The following is a 14,324-nucleotide window of genomic DNA, read 5'->3' on the forward strand; positions in this document are numbered from 1 at the left end:
GGCGCCTCCTGTCAGACGAGCTCCAGCCGCGCCATCTCCGCGCCGTCGCCGAGGCGGGGCCCCAGCTTCACGATGCGGGTGTAGCCGCCGTGACGGTCCGAGTAGCGCGGCCCCAGCTCATCGAAGACCTTCTTGACCACGGCGGGGTCGTTCACAACGCGCAGGGCCTGGCGGCGCGAGTGCAGGCTCCCCTCCTTGCCGAGGGTAATGATCTTCTCGGCCATGCCCCGCACTTCCTTCGCCTTCGCCTCCGTGGTCTGCACCTTCTCGTAGCGCAGCAGATCGGTGACGAGGCCGCGGAAAAGCGCCTTCCTTTGCGGCGTCGATCTGTCAAACTTGCGGCCGGCAACCCGATGTCTCATGATTCCGTTCCAGAGAAGGAGGCCGGAGCGTTACTCCTCTTCCGCTCCCCCTTCTTCTTCCTCCTCTCCCTCTGGCTCTTCGCCTTCTCCTTCTTCCTCTTCTTCCTTCAGCCCTGAGATATCCTTGCCGGAGCGGCGAAGCGCCTGGAGAAGGGCCGCGCCGAGGGCGCCGAGCGATGCGTCTTCCTCCTCTTCCAGGCTGAGCACTTCCTCGCCTATGTCCTCGCCTTCCTCCGCTTCCGGTTGCAGGAAGCCCATCTGAACAAGCTTGGCCCTGAGCTCATCGTAGGACTTCCGTCCGAAGTTGCGCAGCGCCAGCAGCTCGTCCTCGCTCTTCTCCAGCACCTGGCCGACGGTCGTGAAACCGCTTCGCTTCAGGCAGTTGTAGGCGCGCACGGAGAGATTAAGGGCCTCGATGGGCGTATTGTAGCGGTCGGGCGTGAGGGCGGCCCCCATGCCGAGGCCGCGCTCCACCATCGCCGGCTGCGGCTTGCCAAGCCGGGCGAACAGCCCGAGTTGTTCTGTGAGAATGCCCGCGCTCCGGCTGATGGCGTCGACGCCCTTGATCGTGCCGTCCGTCCACACCTCGAGGACGAGGCGGTCGTAGGTGGTCACCTGGCCGACGCGCGTGCGTTCGACGCGGTAGTTGACCTTGCGCACAGGGGTAAAGATGGCGTCGACGGGGATCACACCGATCGGCAGGCCGTCGCGCTCGCCCGCGGGCACGTAGCCGTGGCCGGGCTCGACGTTGAACTCGACGGTCAGGTGAGCTTCGTCCGAGTCGAGCGTGGCCAGGTGCTGCTCCGGGTTGACGATCTCGTAATCGGCGGGCACCTGTATGTCCTGGGCGGTGATGACGCGCTGTCCTGAGGCCTCCAGGTAAAGCTTGGCGGGCCGGTCGGAGAGGGCGCGCAGCCGGATCCCCTTCACGTTGAGGAGGAACTCGATCGTGTCCTCTTTGACGTGAGGGATGGTGGAGAACTCGTGCTCCACCTCTTCTATCCGCACCGACGTGACGGCGGCGCCGGGAAGCGAGCTCAGGAGCACCCTGCGGAGCGCGTTGCCGAGCGTAGTGCCGAATCCCGACTCCAAAGGCTCCGCGACGATCCGGGCATAGGTGTCATTGCTTTCCTCGATCTCAATCTCCGGGGCCACCAGTCCCGTGTCCATGGCGCCCTCCCGATCTGAATCAAAGAATTGCGGAGCGATCAATTATCCAGCCTCCAGTTGTTTTCGCTGCGGCCCTACTATCGCGAGTAGTACTCTACGATAACCGCCGGGTCGAACTTCGCCCCCGCCTCGACGGCCTCCGGCATGCGCTGCACCCGCCCGATCATGTTCTCGACGTCCAGGCTCAGCCAGGCGGGTATCTCCCTGCTCTTGACCGTTTCGCTGACCATCTGGAAGTACTCCGTTTTCTTCCCTGACTCGGTCCAGCTGACGACGTCGCCTTCTCTAACGTGGGCAGACGCGATGTTCGTCTTCCTGCCGTTGAGCGCTATGTGCCCGTGATTGACGATCTGGCGGGCCTGCGCGCGGGAATCGGCGAACCCCAGGCGGTAGACGACGTTATCGAGACGGCTTTCGAGCAGCCGGATGAGGTTGTCGCCGGTGATGCCGGGCCGTCTCACCGCCTCGGCGTAATAGCGCCGGAACTGGCGCTCGAGGACTCCATAAGCGTAGCGCGCCTTCTGCTTTTCGCGAAGCTGAAGCGCGCGGTCGGAGATGCGACGACGGCGGGCTATCCGGTAGCCGGGCGGCTGGGTGCGCCGCTGCAGGGCGCACTTCGACGCGCAGCTATCGCCCTTGAGGAGCAGGGGCTCCCCGTAGCGGCGGCATATTCGACACCTTGGTCCGCGATATCTTGCCATTAAGAACCTATCTCCTTCAGCCGCCCTTATACGCGCCTGCGCTTGGGAGGGCGGCAACCGTTGTGCGGTATGGGGGTAACGTCGCGGATGCTGAGGACGGAGAGTCCGGCGCTCTGGAGAGCGCGGATCGCGGCCTCGCGACCGCTGCCGGGCCCCTTGACGTAGACATCGACCTGGCGCATGCCGTGATCCATCGCCTTGCGCGCGGCCTGCTGAGCGGCGAGCTGCGCGGCGTAGGGCGTGCTCTTTCGCGAGCCCTTGAACCCGGATGAGCCGGAACTGCTCCAGGCGATGGTGTTTCCCGCCGGGTCGGTCATCGTTATCAGGGTGTTGTTGAAGGTGGACTGGATGTAAGCCCGGCCGCGGGGGATGGACTTGCGTTCCCGTCTCCTCGTCCTGGGTTTGCCTTTCTTGTCGGCCACGTTACTTCCGCCTCTCTTACTTCTTGGCCGCCGAGCGACGCTTGCCGGCAACGGTGCGGCGCGCGCCCCGCTTGGTGCGGGCGTTGGTGCGGGTGCGCTGTCCGCGCACGGGCAGCCCGCGCCGGTGCCTGATGCCGCGATAGCAGTTGATCTCTATCAGCCGCTGTATGTTCTGTCGCACCTCACGGCGCAGATCGCCCTCGACCATGTACCCGCGGTCGATCACCTCGCGGATGCGGTTGATCTCGTCATCGGTCAGGTCGCGCACCTTAACGGCTGGATCGACCTTTGTCTGGGCGAGGATCTTTTCCGCCTGTGAGCGGCCGATGCCGTAGATGTACGTGAGCGACACGCCCACCTTCTTGTCATTCGGGATATCGACTCCCGCGATACGGGCCATAATTCCTCCTCTCCCTGCCGGGACAGGGCAGCGTGCCGCCCTATCCCTGGCGCTGCTTGTGCTTGGGATTAGGACAGATGACCATGAGCACGCCGCGCCGCTTGACGATGCGGCACTTCTCGCAGCGCACCTTGACCGATGCTCTCACTTTCATCTCTGAGTCCTCTCAGGACCCCCGTTTCGTTACTTGAACCGGTAGGTTATTCGTCCTCTCGTCAGGTCATACGGCGAAAGCTCAACCAAGACGCGGTCGCCCGGCAAGATCCTTATGAAGTTGAGCCGTATCTTTCCTGAGACGTGGGTGAGGACGCGATGCCCGTTAGCGAGCTCAACGCGGAACATGGCGTTGGGCAGGGCTTCTTTCACCACGCCTTCTACTTCGATTGTCTCTTTCTTCGGCATAACCTCCCCGAAGGGTCGTGTGCGCCGCCGCTCAGGGCAGCGTCAGTATCGTCGCGCCATCCTTGTCGATGGCGATGGTATGTTCGAAATGGGCCGAAAGCTTCCCATCGATAGTGCTTACCGTCCAGTTGTCGGCGTGCCGTTTTGTCCGCCAGTCGCCGGCGTTCACCATGGGCTCGAGGGCAAGCACCATCCCCTTTCTCAAGACAGGCCCCCTGTCGGGCGGGCCGAAGTTCGGCACCTGCGGCTCTTCGTGCATCTTGCGCCCGACGCCGTGCCCGACGTACTCGCGCACGACCGAGTAGCCGTTTGATTCCGCTTCCCTCTGTATGGCGTGCGAGATGGCCCCCAGAGGCACGCCATCGCGCGCTGCCTCTATTCCTTTGTAAAGCGCTCTTTCGGTGACCTCGATGAGCCGCGCCGCCTCCGGGCTGACCTTCCCCACAGGCACGGTTACCGCGGCGTCGCCCACAAAGCCCTTGTACGTGGCGCCGAGGTCGATGCTGACGATGTCGCCCTCCTGGAGCACCCTCTCGTCCGGTATCCCGTGGACGACCTCATCGTTCACCGAGACACAGACGCTGGCCGGGTAGCCCTGGTAGCCCAGAAAGGTAGGCGTGGCGCCGCGGGCCGCGAACTCGCGCCTCACTACCCTGTCGAGTTCCTTCTCCTTGAGTCCCGGCCTGACCTCCCTTGTCAGTATCTGGAGGACCTGCGCGACTATGCGCCCTGCCTCCCGTATTATTTCGATTTCGTCGTCCGACTTTATGATTATGGGCATCGCGGCTACACGGCTCCGCGAGAGGCCGCTCCGATCGCCCTCAGAAGGTCGCGCGCTACCTCTTCCGCCTCTCGCCCGCCGTCGACCTCCGTCAGCTTCCCCTGACCTCGGTAGAAATCGATCAGGGGAGCGGTCTGCTGGTTGTAGACGGCGAGCCGGTTCCTGACCGTTTCCGGCTTGTCGTCGTCCCGCTGGTAGAGATCACCGCCGCATTTGTCGCAGCGGCCGCGCTCCCTAGGCGGATTGAACGACTCGTGATAGACGGCGCCGCACTGGCGGCACGTCCAGCGACCGCCGAGGCGCCGCACGACCTCCTCTTCTCCGACGTTTATGTACAGCACCTGATCGACCGCCTGCCCGCGCGCCGAGAGCGCCTCGTCGAGGGCGCGCGCCTGCTCCGTTGTGCGCGGAAAGCCGTCGAGCAGGACGCCCTGCGCCGTGTCCGGGCGGCCTATGCGGTCGAGCAGCATCCGCACCGTCAGGTCGTCGGGCACAAGCTCGCCGCGGCCGACGTACGCCTGCGCTTGCTTGCCCAGCTCCGTCTGGTTGCGGATGTTCTCCCGAAAAAGGTCGCCCGTGGCGATGTGAACAACGCCGGTGCGGGCCACGATAGCCTCCGCTTGTGTGCCCTTGCCCGCGCCGGGCGGCCCCAGGAGTATCAGGAACAAGACCTTTCCCTTATATTCTAGCGTATAAAGCCCGCGTAGTTCCTCATCAGAAGCTGCGCTTCGAGTTGTTTCATGGTATCGAGTACAACGCCGACAACGATGAGCAGGCCGGTGCTGCTTATCGTGAGCGCCTGGACGTCCGTAAACGAGGTGGCAATGTACGGCACGACGGCTACGAACCCCAGGAAGAGGGCGCCCGCCCACGTGATCCGCACCAGCACCCGCATGATGTAGTCCTGCGTGGGCCGTCCCGGCCTTATGCCGGGCACGAACCCGCCCTGTCGCTGCAGGTTCTCCGCCAGGTTCTGCTGCTGAAAGATGACCAGCGTGTAGAAGAAGGCGAAGGCGACCACGAGCACGAAGACCATGACATAGTAGGGAGCGTTGCCGGGGCTGAACGTGCCGGAAATGAACTGGGCAACGTTGCGCACCCACTCCGTGTTCGAACTCTCGAATGACTGGGCGACGGTGGCGGGAAAGACCACGAGCGAAAAGGCGAAGATGAGCGGGATCATGCCGGCGGAGTTGACGCGCAGCGGAATGTGCGTCTGACCGGACTGACGGTACATGCGGCCGCCGCGGAACATGCTGCGGGCAAACTGCACCGGAACACGCCTCTGCGCCTCGTAAAAGTAGACGATGAGACCAACCAGGGCCACGCCGAGCACAGCCAGCAACCCGATGCCGGCGAGACCGGCGTCGGAGTTGGCGATGCTGGGCAGCAGCGAGGGCATGCCCGCTACGATGCCTCCAAAGATGATCAGCGAGATGCCGTTGCCGATGCCGTTCTCGGTTATGAGCTCGCCCAGCCAGACGAGGAACATCGTCCCGGCGGCCATCGAGGCGACGGCGGCGAACGTGGGCAGGGCCTCGTCGCCGGAGAAGCCGATGCCGCTGATCGCCCCGAACCTTTCGAGCACCAGGAGCTGGCTGTAGCCCTGCAATACCGCCAGGGGCACCGTCATCCAGTGGGTGTAGAGCGTGATCTTGTTGCGCCCCTGCTCCCCTTCCTTCGAGAGGGCCTGCAACGCGGGCACGATGGGGATGAGGAGCTGCATGATAATCGTCGCCGTGATGTACGGATAGACGCCCATCGCCGCCACGCTCAGGCGCCTGAGCGCCCCGCCGCTGAAGAGGTTGAGGAACCCGAGCACGGCATTGCCCTCGAACACGTCCTTGAGCTGGTCGGGGTCCACGCCCGGGATCGGCACGTGAGCGACGAAGCGGAAGACCGTCAGAATGCCGAACGTGAAAAGAAGGCGCTTCCGGATGTCCGGCTGCTGAAACGCCTCGATGACCGCCGTCAGGAGACGCGGCATGACGGGCTGCGACGCGGTCCTAGTCGCCACGCGCCACCTCCTCGACAGTGCCTCCCGCCGCCTCTATCTTGCGACGCGCGCTCTCCGAGAACCTGTGCGCGCGCACCGTCACCGGCACGCCGATCTCGCCCGTTCCGAGCACCTTGACCGGCGCGCGGCGGCTCTTCACCAGCCGCGCCTCGAGGAGCGACTCAGGCGTGACTTCGGCGCCGGCGGGAAAACGCGCGAGATGCGATACGTCCACTGTCTGGTACTCCACGCGAAAGATGTTGGTGAAGCCGCGCTTACGGGCCATCCGCCGGATGAGGGGGAGCTGTCCACCCTCAAAGCCGAGACGGGGCCCGCCGCCGGCGCGCGCCTTCTGGCCCTTCAGGCCTTTGCCGGAGTAGGTGCCGTGACCGCTGCCGTTGCCGCGCCCCACCCGCTTTCGGGGGCGGCGCGCGCCTTCCGGCGGCTTCAGTCCGTGCTGCTCCACCAGCTACTCCTCCTCCACACTGATAAGATGTTGCACCTTCTGTATCATACCACGCACAGCCGGCGAGTCTTCGTGAACGACGGTTTGTCCCAGGCGCCGCAGACCCAGGGCGCGGATCGTCCGCTTCTGGTCGAGGCGGTACCCGATGGCGCTCTTCCTCCAGGTTATCTTAAGCGCCGGCGCCACTCTCCACCTCCCGAGCGCGGGCGACGGCGAGACGTCGCGCCCGCACGGCGTTCGGGTCCCTGAGCCGCGACAGGCCCAGCATCGTCGCCTTCACGACGTTGATGGGGTTGTCGCTGCCCAGCGATTTCGCAAGCACGTCCTTGATCCCCGCCGCTTCGACGATGGCGCGCACGCCGCCCCCGGCAATAACGCCGGTGCCCGGAGCGGCTGGCTTCAGCAGCACTTCGGCGGCGCAATACTTGCTCAGCACCTCGTGCGGTATGGTGGTGCCGGAAAGCGGAACGTCGACGAGGCTCTTGCGGGCGATGGCAGAACCCTTCCGGATCGCCTCGGCGACCTCGCGGGCCTTGCCCATGCCGAACCCGACCCTGCCCCTCCCGTCGCCCACGACGACGATGGCGCTGAAGTGAAAACGGCGTCCCCCCTTCACCACCTTTGCCACGCGGTTGATGTTGATCACCTTTTCCGAGAGTTCCGGCTCAGCCGCCTGTACCTGCTCCGCTGTCACCATTCGCAATACCTCTAGAACTTCAGGCCGGCCGCCCGCGCCGCTTCCGCCAGGGCCTTCACCCGGCCGTGAAACTTGTAGCCGCCGCGGTCGAAGACGACCTGTTGTATTCCCTTCTCAATAGCGCGCCGCCCGATGAGCTCTCCGACGAGGCCGGCGATATTTGTCTTCGTCTTGCTGTCCATCCGACTCCGCACCGCCTGTTCGAGGTCAGAAGCGGCGACAAGGGTACGGCCGGAGTCGTCGTCTATTACCTGCGCATAGATGTGCGAGAGGCTGCGGAAGACAGCGAGGCGCGGCCTTCCGGGGGTGCCCTTGACCCTGCGTCTCACCCTCTTATGACGCCTCTTCCTGGCAGCTACGGCGGTCCTCTCTTCTGCCATCTCTCTTTATCCTCGCGCGGCCTTGCCAGCCTTACCGGCCTTCCGCCGCACATACTCGCCGGCGTAGCGGATGCCCTTGCCCTTGTAGGGCTCCGGCGGCCGCAGGGCGCGAATATCAGCGGCTACCTGGCCGACCATCTCTTTATCGCTGCCGCGCACGTGGACGCGGTTCGTGCCTTCGGCATCGAACGTTATGCCCGGCGGCGGCGCGACTTCCACCGGGTGGGAGAAGCCGAGGCTGAGAACGATGTTGTCGCCGCGCTTCTCGACGCGGTAGCCCACGCCGTGGAACTCGAGCGTCTTCGTGAAGCCGTCGCTCACCCCTTGCACCATGTTGGCGATGAGGCTGCGCGTCAGCCCGTGAAGGGCGCGCTGCTGCGGGCTGTCGTTCTCGCGCTCCACCGTGATGATGTTGCCCTCCTGGCGCACCGACATCAGGGGCGAGACTTCGCGGGAAAGCTCTCCCCGCGGGCCGCGAACGGTGACGCGGCCGCCCTCGATGCTCACCTGCACCTTGTCGGGTATCGTTATCGGTAGCCGTCCTACTCTGGACATTCCACCTGCCTCTGCGCCGCGCCCCAACACGGCCCGGCATAATCCGCCTGCATCTCTACACCGCGGCCTGAAGGACGCGGCATCGGTTCCCCTTTTCCGACCGCAGTTTCCTCCCGCTCGTCTCGGCGTCCCGCCGTCCTCACGCGCGGCTCCCTTCTCCCATCTACCAGACGTAGCAGAGGACTTCGCCGCCGACGTGACGTCGCCAGGCCTGCTGCCCGGTCATGATTCCCTGCGGGGTCGATAGTATAGCCACGCCCAGCCCGCCGTAGACGCGCGGTATCTCCCGTTTTTGCACGTAGACGCGCAGGCCCGGCTTGCTCACCCGCTTCAGGCCGGTGAGCACCGGCTCCTTCTTGCCGGTGTACGCCAGTTTGATCCTCAGGAAGCGGCGCGGGCCCTCGACGGCTTCTTCGTAGCCCTCTATGAAGCCCTCTTCTTTGAGCACGCGGGCGATAGCGACCTTCATTTTGGAGCTGGGAAGGCGCACCTCGTCGTGCCTAGCCATGGTGGCGTTGCGTATCCGCGTCAACATATCGGCAATGGGGTCGGTAATATTCATGCAATCGCCTCCTCGTGGGGTCTTTCCGTCGTTCTGCCCAACGTCCTGGTCAGCCCCTTACCAGCTCGATTTCTTGACGCCGGGCAACTGGCCCTCAAGGGCCAAGCGCCGGAAACAGATGCGACACATGCCGAACATGCGCATATACGCCCGGGGCCGCCCGCAGATGCGGCAGCGGTTCTTCTGCCGCACCGGGTACTTCGGCGGGCGCCGGGACCTCACTATCTTTGATACTTTCGCCACTGCTACTCCTCTAATTCCGGCTGAAGGGCATGCCCATCAACTGGAGCAGCCTCTTGCCTTCCTCATCGGTTTTCGCCGTCGTCACTATCACCACCTGCAGGCCGCGGATGCGGTCTATCTTGTCGTATTCGATCTCGGGGAAGATCAACTGCTCACGCAGGCCGAGACTGTAGTTGCCGCGCCCGTCGAAGCCCTTGTTGGAGACGCCGTGAAAGTCGCGGATGCGCGGCAGGGCGGCGTTGACCAGCCGGTCGTACAGCTCCCACATGCGGTCGCCGCGGATGGTGACCATGAGCCCGATGGGGTTCCCCTGGCGGATCTTGAAGTTGGCTATCGAACGCTTGGCACGGGTGATGACCGGTTTCTGGCCGGTTATCGCCGCGACGTCGGCCGAGGCGGAGTCCAGCGCCTTCGCGTTCTGGAGCGCTTCGCCGAGCCCGATATTGACGACGATCTTCTCGAGCCGCGGCACCTGCATCGGGTTGCGGTAGCCGAACTCCCGCATGAGAGCGGGGGCCACTTCTTGTTTGTAGTACTCTTTCAGTCTTGGGGCCAACTTCGCTCCTAATCGATGAACTCGCCGCACTTGCGGCAAACACGCGCCTTGACGCCGTCGGGTCTGACCGCGAAGCCGACCCTCGTCGGGCGGCGGCAGCTTTTGCAGATGAGCATGACGTTCGACACGCTGAGGGGCGCCTCACGCTCGATGATGCCCGCCTGCGTGCCGTGGGCCTGCGGCTTCTGGTGGCGCTTCACCATGTTCACGCCCTGCACGACAACGCGGCCCTCGGCCCGCAGGACACGACGTACGGGCCCCTGCTTGCCGCGGTCCTTTCCGGCGATGACGAGAACTGTGTCGTCGCGCTTGATCTTGTTCATACTACCTCCGGCGCAAGGGAGACTATTTTCATGAAGTTCTTGTCCCGAAGCTCCCTGGCCACGGGGCCGAAGATCCGCGTCCCTCTTGGGTTCTCGCGGTCGCCGAGAATGACGGCGGCGTTGTCGTCAAAACGGATGTAGGAGCCGTCGCGACGCCCGTAGGTCTTGACGGTGCGAACGACAACCGCCCTCACGACATCGCCCTTCTTTACGCTGCCGCCCGGCTGCGCCTGCTTAACGCTGGCCACTATGACGTCGCCGACGCGGGCATAGCGGCGCCCCGAGCTGCCCGGCACCTGGATGCACATTATCTGGCGGGCGCCCGTGTTGTCGGCGACTTTGAGGCGCGAGTACTGCTGGATCATTCCTTTTCTTCTTCCGCCTGCTCCTCGCCGGCTTGCTCTGTTTCAGCCGCCGCCGCTTCTTCGACCTCGGCGGGCTCGGCCTCGCTTTCAGCAGCCGCGTTAGCTTCGGCTTCGGGCTCCACTTCGCTCTCGGCGGCTGCTTCCGCTTCCGCCGCTGCCGCTTGCTCGCTTTCGGCTTCTGTCTCGGCCGGCACTTCGGCGGGGGCCTCGGCCACCGCTTCCGCCGCTGCGGGGGCCTCCGCTTCGGGCGGCGGCGCCTGCGCGGCCAGCTCTTCGAGCACGGAGGCGCCGATCTCGCGCGGCGCGATCTCGGCGACCTCGCGACGGGTGATGACCTCGGCGACGCGCCAGCGCTTCTCCCGCGACAGGGGCCGGCTTTCCACGATCCGCACCGTGTCGCCTACGGAAGCGGCCCCCTTCTCGTCGTGGGCCTTGTAGCGCAACGTGCGGCGCATTGTCTTCTTGTACAGGGGGTGCCGCTTGTGCTTTTCGACGGCGACGACGACGGTCTTCGCCATCTTATCGCTTACGACGACGCCCACCTGTGACCTGCGGCGTGTGTACATGGTCTAGGCCTTCTCCCCCTGAGCGGTCTCCCAGAGCGCGGCAAGCTCTCTTTCCCGCTGTATCGTCTTGATGCGTGCGATCTGGCGCGACGTCTTCGGCAGCTCGCGGTGGTTGGCGAGCTGACGAGTCGATATCTTGAGCCGCAGCGAGAAGAGTTGCCGGTACGACTCTTCGAGCCGCCGCGCCAGCTCCTCGTCGGAGAGGTCGCGGAGCGCCTCCGCTCCCGCTTTCTTTTTGCGACGCGCCATCACTGCGCCCCCTCGTGCTCACGGACTACAAAACGCGTTTCCAGGGGCAGCTTGTGGGAGGCGAGCCGCATCGCCTCCTCGGCGACTTCGCGACGCACTCCGGCCAGCTCGAACATGACGCGGCCCGGCTTGACGACGGCGACCCAGCGGTCGGGGCTGCCCTTGCCGCTTCCCATGCGGGTCTCGGCCGGCTTGGCAGTTACCGACTTATCGGGGAAGATGCGGATCCACACCTTGCCGCCGCGCCGGACATAGTGTGTTATGGCGCGCCTCGCCGCCTCTATCTGGCGCGAGTCGACCCAGGCGCGGCCCACCGCCTGCAACCCGTACTCGCCGAAGCTGACCTCATTGCCGCCGCTGGCGTCGCCGCGCATGCGGCCCCTGTGCATTTTCCGGTGCTTTACCCTCTTGGGCTGAAGCATTATCTACTCCGATTGTTCCTCTTCCACTGCGGCAGGCTCCCCATCGGCGGCGGGCGCGGGCTCCGTCTCGGCGGAAGGCGCGGGCTCCGTCTCGGCGCTCTCGGGCGGGCGGCCCTCCTCCGCCGCTGCGGGGGGCGCCGCCTTCGGTTCGGGTAAGACCTCGCCCTTGTATATCCAGACCTTGACGCCGATGCGGCCGAACGTCGTGTGCGCCTCCGCCGTGCCGTAGTCGATGTCGGCGCGGAGGGTGTGCAAAGGCACCTGGCCCGCCTTTTCCGTCTCGCGGCGCGACATCTCGGCGCCGCCCAGACGGCCGCCCACGGTTATCTTTATCCCCTGGGCGCCCCGCTGAAGGGCTCGCGTCACCGCCTGCTTCATGGCGCGACGGTGAGACACACGCCGGCTGAGCTGCTCGGCAACGCTGTGAGCGACGAGCCGCGCATCGATCTCAGGCTGCCTTATCTCGACGATGTTCACGCGCACGCGCCGGCCCGTCAGGTTCTCGAGCTGCTGACGGAGTTCATCGACCCGCTGTCCGCCGCGTCCGATGACGATGCCGGGCCGGGCAGTGTGAACGGTGACCGACACCATGTTGGCGTTGCGATCGATCTCAACGCGCGAGATGCCGGCGTCGGGCAGGCTTTTGTTGATGGCGCTCCGTATCTGCAGGTCCTCGTGCAGGAGGTCGCTGTAGTGCCGGTCGGCGTACCACTTGCTCTGCCAGCCGTAGATGACGCCCAGGCGGAAGCCGGTGGGATGGACTTTATGACCCATTATGACTCCTCTTCGACGACGACGGTTATGTGGCTGGCGCGATGCAGTATGCGGCCGGCCCTGCCCCGCGCACGCGGCCGCAGGCGCTTGAGGCGCGGGGCCTCGTCGGCGTAGGCGGCCTTGATGCGCAGGTCCGACTGCGCGATCTGATAGTTGTTCTCAGCGTTGGCCGCCGCCGACTTGACGACCTTGGCGACGAGCCGGGCGCTGGGAACGGGCATGTAGCGAAGCATGTTCAGCGCCTCGTCGACTCGCTTGCCCGGCAGGTGTTCGAGCACCAGCCGCACTTTGCGCGGCGATACGCGTATCTGCTTCGCTCTGGCCCTGACTTCCACGTTCTTACTTTCTCCGGACCTGCGTAGTCTGGGCGCCGCGCCCGCCGTGGCCGCGGAACAGCCTGGTCATGGCGAATTCGCCGAGCTTGTGCCCGACCATGTTCTCGGTGATGAAGATGGGCACGTGCCGCCGCCCGTCGTGCACGCCGATGGTCATGCCTACCATCTCGGGCATGATCGTGGAGGCGCGAGACCAGGTGCGGATGATGGCGCGCTGCCCCGACCGTCGCACGGTCTCCACCTTCTTCATTAGCTTAGGGTCTACGAAAGGTCCCTTCTTGGTAGAGCGTGACACTTGTCTCTCCTAGGCCCTGTGCCTGCTCCTCGCGATGTACCTGTCGGTGTCGCGCCGCCGCCGTGTGCGATATCCACGCGCGGGCTTGCCCCAGGGGGTCTTGGGCCCGGGCATGCCGATGGGCGCCTTGCCCTCGCCCCCGCCGTGCGGGTGATCGCGCGGGGTCATGGCGGAGCCGCGGACGGTCGGCCGCCGTCCCCGCCAGCGGGAGCGTCCCGCCTTGCCGAGCTTGATCATGCTGTTCTCGACGTTCCCCACCTGCCCTATCGTGGCGACGTTGCCGATGGGAACGCGCCGCACTTCGCCGGAGGGGAGCCGCACGAGGGCGTAGTCGCCTTCTTTCGCCATCAACTGCGCGGCGGCGCCGGCGCTGCGCACGATCTGGCCGCCCCTGCCGTTGTGAATCTCGATGTTATGGATGTTGGTACCCGTTGGAATGTCCCGCAAGGGCATGGCGTTACCCGGCCGGATGTCGGCGCCGGGGCCCGTCTCGACGGTGTCGCCGACCTGCAGGCCAACGGGGGCGAGGATGTACCTCTTTTCGCCGTCACGATAGTTGATGAGGGCGATGCGCGCGCTCCGGTTCGGGTCGTACTCTATGGCGGCGACTCGTCCCGGCACGCCCGTCTTGTCGATGCGGCGGAAGTCGATAATGCGGAGCTGCCGCGCCGCGCCGCCGCCGCGGTGCCGCACGCTTATGCGCCCCTGGTTGCTGCGTCCGCCCTTGCGCTTCAGGGGCGCCAGCAGCGATTTCTCGGGCCGCTTCTTCGTGACCTCGTCAAAGGTGAAGCCGCTCATTCCCCGCCGTCCGGGCGATGTCGGCTTGTACTGCTTGACTCCCATTTCGTTCCGCTTCTCCAGGCCCGCTGCAGGCCCGCCGGCGTTAGACTCCTTCGATAAGTTCTATCTTGTGCCCCGGCTGGAGGGTGACCACGGCCTTCTTCCAGTCGGGGGCGGCCGCCGGCCCTCGCCGGAAACGCCGCACTTTGCCGCGCACGTTCATGACGTTGACGGCCTTGACTTCGACGCTGAAGGCGATCTGGACGGCCTCCTTGATCTGTTGCTTACTCGCCTGCTTTGCGACTTCGAACACGTACTGGTTCTGCCCGGCGAGCACGGTGCTCTTCTCGGTTACGAGGGGCCGCCGCAGTATGTCGTACGGGTGCAGTTCCTTAGGCACTTCCGGCCTCCTCGCCCGTGCCGGCGGCCTTCGGGCGACGCCGCGTGCGCGGAGCAGGCGGGGCCTCCTCGGCAGGTGCGGCGGCCTTGGCGCGACGTCGCGGCGCGGGAGCGGGCGGCGTC

At 65.4% G+C, this 14,324-nt stretch carries 27 protein-coding genes and 1 pseudogene; all 28 read right to left on the reverse strand.

The window, feature by feature from the left end; all coding sequences use genetic code 11:
* Positions 1–11: 11 nt before the first annotated feature.
* The 28 genes and pseudogenes from rplQ to rplW all read right to left on the reverse strand — a co-directional run bounded on the left by rplQ (position 12) and on the right by rplW (position 14,202).
* On the reverse strand, positions 12–362 hold the full coding sequence (gene rplQ, locus QME71_10865; GenBank protein MDI6858800.1) for a 50S ribosomal protein L17: 351 nt from the start codon (positions 360–362) through the stop codon (positions 12–14).
* Positions 363–392: 30 nt separating this feature from the next.
* Positions 393–1,532 carry a DNA-directed RNA polymerase subunit alpha gene (locus QME71_10870; GenBank protein MDI6858801.1) on the reverse strand — a complete coding sequence of 380 codons (1,140 nt, stop codon included), beginning with the start codon at positions 1,530–1,532 and terminating at the stop codon, positions 393–395.
* Positions 1,533–1,609: 77 nt separating this feature from the next.
* Positions 1,610–2,233 (reverse strand): 30S ribosomal protein S4, encoded by a 624-nt coding sequence (gene rpsD, locus QME71_10875; GenBank protein ID MDI6858802.1) that lies wholly within the window; start codon positions 2,231–2,233, stop codon positions 1,610–1,612.
* A 26-nt stretch (positions 2,234–2,259) separates the two neighbouring features.
* Positions 2,260–2,655, reverse strand: a complete 396-nt coding sequence (rpsK, locus tag QME71_10880) for a 30S ribosomal protein S11 (protein MDI6858803.1) — start codon at positions 2,653–2,655, stop codon at positions 2,260–2,262.
* Positions 2,656–2,671: 16 nt separating this feature from the next.
* On the reverse strand, positions 2,672–3,055 hold the full coding sequence (gene rpsM / locus QME71_10885; GenBank protein ID MDI6858804.1) for a 30S ribosomal protein S13: 384 nt from the start codon (positions 3,053–3,055) through the stop codon (positions 2,672–2,674).
* A gap of 40 nt (positions 3,056–3,095) precedes the next feature.
* Complete coding sequence (rpmJ, locus tag QME71_10890) at positions 3,096–3,209, reverse strand: 50S ribosomal protein L36 (protein ID MDI6858805.1); 114 nt, start codon at positions 3,207–3,209, stop codon at positions 3,096–3,098.
* Between the two features lie 29 nt (positions 3,210–3,238).
* Positions 3,239–3,457, reverse strand: coding sequence for a translation initiation factor IF-1 (infA, locus tag QME71_10895; protein ID MDI6858806.1), 219 nt, complete (start codon positions 3,455–3,457; stop codon positions 3,239–3,241).
* A gap of 31 nt (positions 3,458–3,488) precedes the next feature.
* Entirely contained in the window at positions 3,489–4,238 is a 750-nt protein-coding gene (gene map / locus QME71_10900) for a type I methionyl aminopeptidase (protein ID MDI6858807.1), read from the reverse strand.
* 5 nt (positions 4,239–4,243) lie between these two features.
* Positions 4,244–4,906 (reverse strand): adenylate kinase, encoded by a 663-nt coding sequence (locus tag QME71_10905; GenBank protein ID MDI6858808.1) that lies wholly within the window; start codon positions 4,904–4,906, stop codon positions 4,244–4,246.
* 17 nt (positions 4,907–4,923) lie between these two features.
* Positions 4,924–6,225 carry a preprotein translocase subunit SecY gene (gene secY / locus QME71_10910; protein ID MDI6858809.1) on the reverse strand — a complete coding sequence of 434 codons (1,302 nt, stop codon included), beginning with the start codon at positions 6,223–6,225 and terminating at the stop codon, positions 4,924–4,926.
* A 19-nt stretch (positions 6,226–6,244) separates the two neighbouring features.
* Entirely contained in the window at positions 6,245–6,700 is a 456-nt protein-coding gene (gene rplO / locus QME71_10915; protein ID MDI6858810.1) for a 50S ribosomal protein L15, read from the reverse strand.
* A gap of 3 nt (positions 6,701–6,703) precedes the next feature.
* Positions 6,704–6,886 carry a 50S ribosomal protein L30 gene (rpmD, locus tag QME71_10920; protein ID MDI6858811.1) on the reverse strand — a complete coding sequence of 61 codons (183 nt, stop codon included), beginning with the start codon at positions 6,884–6,886 and terminating at the stop codon, positions 6,704–6,706.
* Positions 6,870–7,397 (reverse strand): 30S ribosomal protein S5, encoded by a 528-nt coding sequence (gene rpsE, locus QME71_10925; GenBank protein ID MDI6858812.1) that lies wholly within the window; start codon positions 7,395–7,397, stop codon positions 6,870–6,872. The genes rpmD and rpsE overlap by 17 nt, the downstream gene beginning before the upstream one ends.
* An 11-nt stretch (positions 7,398–7,408) precedes the next feature.
* Complete coding sequence (gene rplR, locus QME71_10930; protein ID MDI6858813.1) at positions 7,409–7,777, reverse strand: 50S ribosomal protein L18; 369 nt, start codon at positions 7,775–7,777, stop codon at positions 7,409–7,411.
* A gap of 6 nt (positions 7,778–7,783) precedes the next feature.
* The gene (gene rplF / locus QME71_10935) at positions 7,784–8,332 is read right to left on the reverse strand and encodes a 50S ribosomal protein L6 (protein ID MDI6858814.1); all 549 of its coding nucleotides are present in this window, start codon (positions 8,330–8,332) and stop codon (positions 7,784–7,786) included.
* A gap of 163 nt (positions 8,333–8,495) precedes the next feature.
* Entirely contained in the window at positions 8,496–8,894 is a 399-nt protein-coding gene (gene rpsH / locus QME71_10940; GenBank protein MDI6858815.1) for a 30S ribosomal protein S8, read from the reverse strand.
* Positions 8,895–8,951: 57 nt separating this feature from the next.
* Positions 8,952–9,137 (reverse strand): type Z 30S ribosomal protein S14, encoded by a 186-nt coding sequence (locus QME71_10945; protein ID MDI6858816.1) that lies wholly within the window; start codon positions 9,135–9,137, stop codon positions 8,952–8,954.
* A 10-nt stretch (positions 9,138–9,147) separates the two neighbouring features.
* The gene (gene rplE / locus QME71_10950) at positions 9,148–9,693 is read right to left on the reverse strand and encodes a 50S ribosomal protein L5 (GenBank protein MDI6858817.1); all 546 of its coding nucleotides are present in this window, start codon (positions 9,691–9,693) and stop codon (positions 9,148–9,150) included.
* 8 nt (positions 9,694–9,701) lie between these two features.
* Complete coding sequence (gene rplX / locus QME71_10955; protein ID MDI6858818.1) at positions 9,702–10,016, reverse strand: 50S ribosomal protein L24; 315 nt, start codon at positions 10,014–10,016, stop codon at positions 9,702–9,704.
* Entirely contained in the window at positions 10,013–10,381 is a 369-nt protein-coding gene (gene rplN / locus QME71_10960) for a 50S ribosomal protein L14 (GenBank protein ID MDI6858819.1), read from the reverse strand. The genes rplX and rplN overlap by 4 nt, the downstream gene beginning before the upstream one ends.
* Positions 10,382–10,698: 317 nt before the next feature.
* A pseudogene (gene rpsQ / locus QME71_10965) lies at positions 10,699–10,947 on the reverse strand (30S ribosomal protein S17).
* 3 nt (positions 10,948–10,950) lie between these two features.
* On the reverse strand, positions 10,951–11,196 hold the full coding sequence (gene rpmC / locus QME71_10970) for a 50S ribosomal protein L29 (GenBank protein ID MDI6858820.1): 246 nt from the start codon (positions 11,194–11,196) through the stop codon (positions 10,951–10,953).
* Positions 11,196–11,618, reverse strand: a complete 423-nt coding sequence (rplP, locus tag QME71_10975) for a 50S ribosomal protein L16 (GenBank protein ID MDI6858821.1) — start codon at positions 11,616–11,618, stop codon at positions 11,196–11,198. The genes rpmC and rplP overlap by 1 nt, the downstream gene beginning before the upstream one ends.
* 3 nt (positions 11,619–11,621) lie before the next feature.
* Entirely contained in the window at positions 11,622–12,392 is a 771-nt protein-coding gene (gene rpsC, locus QME71_10980) for a 30S ribosomal protein S3 (GenBank protein MDI6858822.1), read from the reverse strand.
* Positions 12,392–12,727, reverse strand: coding sequence for a 50S ribosomal protein L22 (rplV, locus tag QME71_10985; protein ID MDI6858823.1), 336 nt, complete (start codon positions 12,725–12,727; stop codon positions 12,392–12,394). The genes rpsC and rplV overlap by 1 nt, the downstream gene beginning before the upstream one ends.
* Positions 12,728–12,731: 4 nt before the next feature.
* On the reverse strand, positions 12,732–13,022 hold the full coding sequence (gene rpsS / locus QME71_10990) for a 30S ribosomal protein S19 (protein ID MDI6858824.1): 291 nt from the start codon (positions 13,020–13,022) through the stop codon (positions 12,732–12,734).
* A gap of 9 nt (positions 13,023–13,031) precedes the next feature.
* Positions 13,032–13,865, reverse strand: coding sequence for a 50S ribosomal protein L2 (gene rplB / locus QME71_10995; protein ID MDI6858825.1), 834 nt, complete (start codon positions 13,863–13,865; stop codon positions 13,032–13,034).
* 40 nt (positions 13,866–13,905) lie between these two features.
* The gene (gene rplW / locus QME71_11000) at positions 13,906–14,202 is read right to left on the reverse strand and encodes a 50S ribosomal protein L23 (GenBank protein ID MDI6858826.1); all 297 of its coding nucleotides are present in this window, start codon (positions 14,200–14,202) and stop codon (positions 13,906–13,908) included.
* Between the last annotated feature and the right edge of the window lie 122 nt (positions 14,203–14,324).

The organism is Dehalococcoidia bacterium, from assembly GCA_030018455.1.
Classification (GTDB): Bacteria; Chloroflexota; Dehalococcoidia; order DSTF01; family JALHUB01; genus JASEFU01.

Bases quoted from the DNA above. Each gene is read 5' to 3' on its own strand.
- rplQ (MDI6858800.1), bottom strand. From the start codon at position 362: ATGAGACATCGGGTTGCCGGCCGCAAGTTTGACAGATCGACGCCGCAA.
- QME71_10870 (MDI6858801.1), bottom strand. From the start codon at position 1,532: ATGGACACGGGACTGGTGGCCCCGGAGATTGAGATCGAGGAAAGCAAT.
- rpsD (MDI6858802.1), bottom strand. From the start codon at position 2,233: ATGGCAAGATATCGCGGACCAAGGTGTCGAATATGCCGCCGCTACGGG.
- rpsM (MDI6858804.1), bottom strand. From the start codon at position 3,055: ATGGCCCGTATCGCGGGAGTCGATATCCCGAATGACAAGAAGGTGGGC.
- rpmJ (MDI6858805.1), bottom strand. From the start codon at position 3,209: ATGAAAGTGAGAGCATCGGTCAAGGTGCGCTGCGAGAAGTGCCGCATC.
- infA (MDI6858806.1), bottom strand. From the start codon at position 3,457: ATGCCGAAGAAAGAGACAATCGAAGTAGAAGGCGTGGTGAAAGAAGCC.
- map (MDI6858807.1), bottom strand. From the start codon at position 4,238: ATGCCCATAATCATAAAGTCGGACGACGAAATCGAAATAATACGGGAG.
- secY (MDI6858809.1), bottom strand. From the start codon at position 6,225: ATGCCGCGTCTCCTGACGGCGGTCATCGAGGCGTTTCAGCAGCCGGAC.
- rpsE (MDI6858812.1), bottom strand. From the start codon at position 7,397: ATGGTGACAGCGGAGCAGGTACAGGCGGCTGAGCCGGAACTCTCGGAA.
- rplR (MDI6858813.1), bottom strand. From the start codon at position 7,777: ATGGCAGAAGAGAGGACCGCCGTAGCTGCCAGGAAGAGGCGTCATAAG.
- rplF (MDI6858814.1), bottom strand. From the start codon at position 8,332: ATGTCCAGAGTAGGACGGCTACCGATAACGATACCCGACAAGGTGCAG.
- rpsH (MDI6858815.1), bottom strand. From the start codon at position 8,894: ATGAATATTACCGACCCCATTGCCGATATGTTGACGCGGATACGCAAC.
- rplX (MDI6858818.1), bottom strand. From the start codon at position 10,016: ATGAACAAGATCAAGCGCGACGACACAGTTCTCGTCATCGCCGGAAAG.
- rplN (MDI6858819.1), bottom strand. From the start codon at position 10,381: ATGATCCAGCAGTACTCGCGCCTCAAAGTCGCCGACAACACGGGCGCC.
- rpmC (MDI6858820.1), bottom strand. From the start codon at position 11,196: ATGGCGCGTCGCAAAAAGAAAGCGGGAGCGGAGGCGCTCCGCGACCTC.
- rplP (MDI6858821.1), bottom strand. From the start codon at position 11,618: ATGCTTCAGCCCAAGAGGGTAAAGCACCGGAAAATGCACAGGGGCCGC.
- rpsC (MDI6858822.1), bottom strand. From the start codon at position 12,392: ATGGGTCATAAAGTCCATCCCACCGGCTTCCGCCTGGGCGTCATCTAC.
- rplB (MDI6858825.1), bottom strand. From the start codon at position 13,865: ATGGGAGTCAAGCAGTACAAGCCGACATCGCCCGGACGGCGGGGAATG.